This is a genomic window from Leuconostoc sp. (assembly GCF_965300815.1).
Map to the genome: position 1 here is coordinate 1 of NZ_CBDKZH010000083.1, position 5,450 is coordinate 5,450.

Here is a 5,450-nt window from a genome sequence, read left to right on the forward strand (position 1 = left end):
CTATAATAAACAGAGGTATTTGAACATTTAAACGGTTTCTTAAAGATAAATGTAAAAGAAGGTTAACTATGCAGAAAAAAAGTTCAGCAACAATTTATGATGTGGCGAATCGTGTCGGGGTGTCGCTAGCGACTGTGTCACGGGTGGTCAATGGCAATAGCAATGTCCGCGATTCTACAAAACGTAAGGTACTTGATGCCATTGAAGAGCTTGGCTATCATCCGAATGCTGTTGCCCGTGGGTTAGCTTCAAAGAAAACAACAACAATTGGCGTGGTTATGCCAGATGTCACTGATATGTACTATGCCGAATTGGCACGTGGGATTGATGACGTGGCGAATATGTATCACTATGATGTCTTGTTGACCAATACGGATGAAGATCCAGTTCGGGAAACAATGGCTGTGAACAATTTGTCTAGCAAACAAGTCGATGGCATTATTTTCATGGGTAATGAGTTAGATCGCGAAGTCTTGAATACAATTGCTGCCGCCGATGCGCCCGTGGTGTTAGCGGGTTCAGTAGACAGCGAAGGCAAGTTGCCAAGTGTCAATATCAACTATGTCAACGCCATTCAGGAGGCAACAGAGACGGTGATTAATCATGGTCATCGTCGTGTGGCGCTAGTGACAGGGCCAATGTCACATGCCATTAATCGCTTGCATCGATTAGTTGGTTATCAAGCAGGTTTAGAGGCTGCTGGTATCGAATTTGATGAAGGTTTGCTCTTTACGGCGCATCAAGATTATGCGGCAGGGATGCAAATTGCTGAAAAAGTATTGCAAGCAGGGGCAAATGCCGTCATTGCTTATGATGATGAAGTGGCCTTGGGTATTATGAATTATGTGCAAGAACACGGTCAACGCGTGCCAGAAGACTTTGAAATTATCACGTCTAACGACACCAAGTTTGCCATTGTGACACGGCCAGAATTAACGTCAATTGGGCAACCAAAGTATGACATTGGGGCGGTGGCGATGCGCATGTTGACGAAGTTGATGAATAATGAAATTATTGACGATACACAGGTACAATTACCCCATACATTAGAACGTCGCGGGACAACCCTTGATTGATTTCTCATTTTAAAGAAATATAATAGTAACAATTGACATTTAAACGTTAAAAAAGTAAACTAGTGAGAGTAGTTTGCTTTTTATTTTGCCATTAGTGCTTGAAGGGGTTCGTTCCAAATGAGAAAAAGACGTTACATCACAGGATTTGACGGCCTGCGTGCCATTGCCGTTATTGGTGTTATTGCCTTTCATCTTTTACCAACTCATATCGTTGGGGGTTGGTTGGGCGTACCGCTTTTTTTTGTGTTATCAGGTTATTTGATTACAGATCTGTTAATCCAAGAATATGATCGTCATGACAAAATTGCACCGTGGCAATTTTATGCGCGCCGGCTTAAGCGTCTTTACCCAGCACTAGTGGTCTTATTATTAATTACGGTGACGATTATTTTCTTATTTGATCGACAACTGATTTATAATTTACGCTATGTTGTGCTGACTAATTTGTTGTACGTTTATAATTTTTGGGCCATTGGCCATGGCGAATCTTATTTCCAACAATTTGGCGGTGCTTCACCCTTTACCCATCTGTGGTCATTGTCGATTGAAGGTCAGTTTTATCTCATTTGGCCGTTTGTTTTATGGGGGATTTTAAAACTACGTCTAAAACGCCAATATGTAGCGCTTGGGTTGTTGGGACTGTCGGTTATCAGCGCGGTGTTAATGGCGGTGTTGTATGATCCTAGTAACATTAACCGGAGTTACTATGGTGCTGATACGCGTCTCTTTGCTATCTTACTTGGGTCAGCGTTAGCTTTTATTTGGCCCGCAACACATCTCAATCCGGCAGTGCATCCTGAAGTTAAAAGGGGGTTAGACATTGTCGGTGGTGTGGCATTAGCTATAACGATGATTGGCTTTTTATGGTTAAATGGCCAAATCCCAGCGACGTATTATGGTTTGATGTACTTGATGACTGCCATTATGGCTATTCTTATTGCCGTAGTGGCACATCCGTCATCGTGGCTCAGTCAGGGATTAGATAATCCGGTGATGTCGTATCTGGGGACACGGAGTTATAGTATTTATCTCTATCAGTTACCCGTCTTTATCTTTTATGAAAAGTTTATGCCAAATTATCGGCCAACCTTCTGGCATCTCTTTTTAGAAGTGATTATTGTGCTGGCTGTGAGTGAGTTGAGTTATCGGTTTGTCGAAACGACTTTCCGACGACAGGACTACTTTAAGCGCCAAATCGCACATTTGTCCGAATCACGTAATCGCTTCTTTATTGTCTTGGCGGCCACAAGTGCGGTCATCGTGTTGATTGGTTATGGTTTGTTGTTACCACAAGCTGGTCAAGCCCGACCAGAAACGGCCTTGGAAAAGAAATTACGCCAAAACCAAGCAGCGGTTGAAAAACGCAACGCGTTGGCCAAGAAAAATAGTGACACCAGTGCGGCTAAAAAAGGGCAGTCGACGCACTTGTCACCAGAACAGCAAGCCCTTGTTAAAAATTATGGCTTACAGCCAGCCCAGTATCTCGCTTTCCAAGCCATGCCATTTCAAGCTTTTGGTGATTCGGTCATGTTAGATGCTGCGCCTTATCTACAAGAAGTTAATCCGCATATGGTGGTGGATGCGGCAGTCGGTCGACAACCTTATCAAACACCAAAAATCATGGCGCAGGCCGCAGCCGCACAACCATTAGCAGATAATCTGCTCATTGGCTTAGGGACAAATGGGACGATTAAGAAGCAAGACTTAGATCAAATTATGGCAATTGCCGGTAAAAAGCGTCAGGTCTATTGGATGAATAACTTTGTGCAGTCTCGTCCTTGGCAGGATAGTAACAATCAATTGTTACAAACCGCGCAGAAAACGTATAAGAATTTGCACGTGGTTGATTGGTACGCAGTTGCCAAGCAACACGGTGACTGGTTTGCCGATGATGGGGTACATCAAGGACCGTTGGGCGATCGCCAGTATGTTCGGTTACTCGTTGAAACGGTGGGCCGCGTGTCAGGTGTTAAGTAAACTACCGTCAGGTAGTTTTTTTATTTATTTGGGGTCTAGCAATAAAAAAAGCCGTAACCCTTTACAGTCGATTTTTATTCGCTTAAAATATAAGACAGTATAATTTGGAGGAAGTGTGTCGCGTGGCACATCAATATAATAAAATGAGTCGTTTATATCAGCACGGAACATTGGCAATGCTTATGGGCAAACAAATGCAAGGCACGATTACAGTTGCTGAATTGCGACAACATGGCGATACCGGCATTGGCACTTTGACAGGCTTAGATGGTGAAGTCATTTTGTTAGATGGCGAAGTCTATCAAGCGCAAAGTGATGGACAAGTTAACCACATTACAAACCCAGATACGTTGATGCCGTTTGCTTCGGTACATTTTGATACGCCGACGCAACAATTACCGTTTTCACAAGTTGATTTTTCAACGTTAAGTGCAAAACTAAAAGCAGAACAGTTACAAAATGTGTTTGCGGCAGTAAAGTTTCACGGCGAATTTTCTCGTGTGCATGTACGCATTGCGCCTAAACAGGTCCCACCATACCCAAGTTTGTTGGCCGTTGCGGAAAACCAACCGGAATTTGAACGTGAAAACGTGACAGGTACGGTTGTGGGTTATTTTGCGCCGCAAATTTTTAATGGCCCAACGGCCGCCGGTTGGCACGTGCATTTCTTGTCGGATGATTTGCAATTTGCCGGTCACATTTTAGATTTTTCAGCAAGCCAAATCTCAGGGACGCTGCAAGTATTTGATGAGTTTTTACAACATCTACCAATTCATGATCCGGCATACCGCGAGATGACGCTTGATTTTGATGGCTTACTGGCCGGAATTGAAGCGAGTGAAGGAGGGCAACAATAATGGCAAATAAACCTTTAGTGATTGGCATTACAGGTGGTTCTGGTTCAGGTAAAACCACAGTTAGTCGGGAATTAGTCCGACGGTTAACGGCTGATGGATCAGTCGCAATTTTGCTACAACAAGATTCTTATTATAAGGATCAGTCAGACAAGCCCATGTCAGAACGGGTGTTGACGAACTATGACCACCCAGATTCATTTGAAACGGATCTTTTTGTTTCTGATTTGCGGCGTTTATTGCGCAATGAACCCATTGATAAGCCAATCTATGACTATGCCAACCATACGCGTTCTAAACAAGTGGAACGGGTTGAACCAGCTAATGTTGTGATTGTTGATGGTGTTTTATTGTTTAATGATGAGCGTGTCCGTGATCTTTTGGATATGAAAATATTTGTCGATACCGATGACGATATTCGCTTCCTACGCCGGCTTGAACGCGATATTGAAGAACGTGGCCGTACGGTTCGTGGGGTGATTGAGCAATATTTGGCAACCGTGAAGCCAATGTATCATCAGTTCGTGGAACCCACAAAACGTTATGCCAACATTATTGTACCTGAAGGTGGCGAAAACCTTGTCGCTATTGATATGTTAACCAACCAAGCAAAAGCCATGTTGAAAAAAGATTAAAAAAAACAACCAAAGGGTCATACCGTTTGGTTGTTTTTTAGTTAATGGGCGCGTGTTTCTTCGATGACGCTACGCATATTATCGACCACGTTTTGGGTATTTTGTGAAAAATAGGACCCCACCAGGGTAAAGAGCGTATCAATCAAAGTGATTTGGGCAATGAGCGAACTCATCGACTCACTACGGAAATTGATTTCTTCGGCCAACGACAACAGGACTAAATCCGCAATTTTTGCCAGCGCTGAGTCCGCAAAAGACGTAATGGCAATGACTTTCACGCCATTTTGTTTTAACTTTTGGGCAACAAGTAATGTATCCTTGTTGCGACCAGAATGAGAAATCACCACGGCCGCATCGTCATGGTCTAACTTAACAGCCTGCATGAGTTGAATGTCATAATCTGGGTGCGCAATGACATCGAGAGGCGTTCTTAAGAACTTGTGATACGCATTAAAGGCGACAATGGAGGAACCGCCAATACCAAAAAAGCCAACACGCCGTGCTGCGATCAGATAACCACTAGCAGTTTCCAAATCAGCAACGGTTAAATGATTTAACGTGGCATGTAAAGCATTGGTAGCACCCGCAAAAACTTTTTGTGAAATCGCCATGGTATCGTCGTCATCGGTAATTTCACCGAAAAAGTCAACGGGCGTTGCGGTTGAGGCAGCGCTAGCAATGGCCACAGAAAATTCACGAAATGAGTCAAAGCCAATTTTTTTCGCAAAGCGTGAAATCGTTGCCGTGGACACCCCAGAGCCGTTAGACAGTTCTTGAATGGTTGCTTCTTGCGCACGTTTTGTGTCAGCTAAAATATAATTAATTAATTTGTTTTCAGTCGCATTGTACTGATTTTTTTGTGCGCGCAGTTGCGCGATAATATTGCGAGCCATGGGGCATCTTCCTAC

The 5,450-nt window shown here is 43.5% G+C and carries 5 protein-coding genes; 4 read left to right on the forward strand and 1 reads right to left on the reverse strand.

All coding sequences use genetic code 11. The features are described 5' to 3' along the window. Nucleotides 1-68: 68 nt before the first annotated feature. The 4 genes from ccpA (at nucleotide 69) to udk (ending at nucleotide 4,542) form a co-directional block, all read left to right on the forward strand. A complete protein-coding gene (gene ccpA / locus ACW12G_RS05930) occupies nucleotides 69-1,076 on the forward strand; it encodes a catabolite control protein A (protein WP_048700120.1) in 1,008 nt (335 codons plus the stop codon). Nucleotides 1,077-1,193: 117 nt separating this feature from the next. Continuing rightward, nucleotides 1,194-3,053 carry an acyltransferase family protein gene (locus ACW12G_RS05935; RefSeq protein WP_455647500.1) on the forward strand — a complete coding sequence of 620 codons (1,860 nt, stop codon included), beginning with the start codon at nucleotides 1,194-1,196 and terminating at the stop codon, nucleotides 3,051-3,053. Between the two features lie 143 nt (nucleotides 3,054-3,196). Further along, nucleotides 3,197-3,910 (forward strand): acetolactate decarboxylase, encoded by a 714-nt coding sequence (gene budA / locus ACW12G_RS05940; protein ID WP_068850501.1) that lies wholly within the window; start codon nucleotides 3,197-3,199, stop codon nucleotides 3,908-3,910. Beyond that, a complete protein-coding gene (udk, locus tag ACW12G_RS05945; protein WP_010002051.1) occupies nucleotides 3,910-4,542 on the forward strand; it encodes a uridine kinase in 633 nt (210 codons plus the stop codon). Before budA ends, udk begins: the two co-directional genes overlap by 1 nt. 41 nt (nucleotides 4,543-4,583) lie before the next feature. On the opposite strand, the gene ACW12G_RS05950 is transcribed toward udk, so the two are convergent. Next, complete coding sequence (locus ACW12G_RS05950) at nucleotides 4,584-5,435, reverse strand: MurR/RpiR family transcriptional regulator (protein WP_455647501.1); 852 nt, start codon at nucleotides 5,433-5,435, stop codon at nucleotides 4,584-4,586. Between the last annotated feature and the right edge of the window lie 15 nt (nucleotides 5,436-5,450).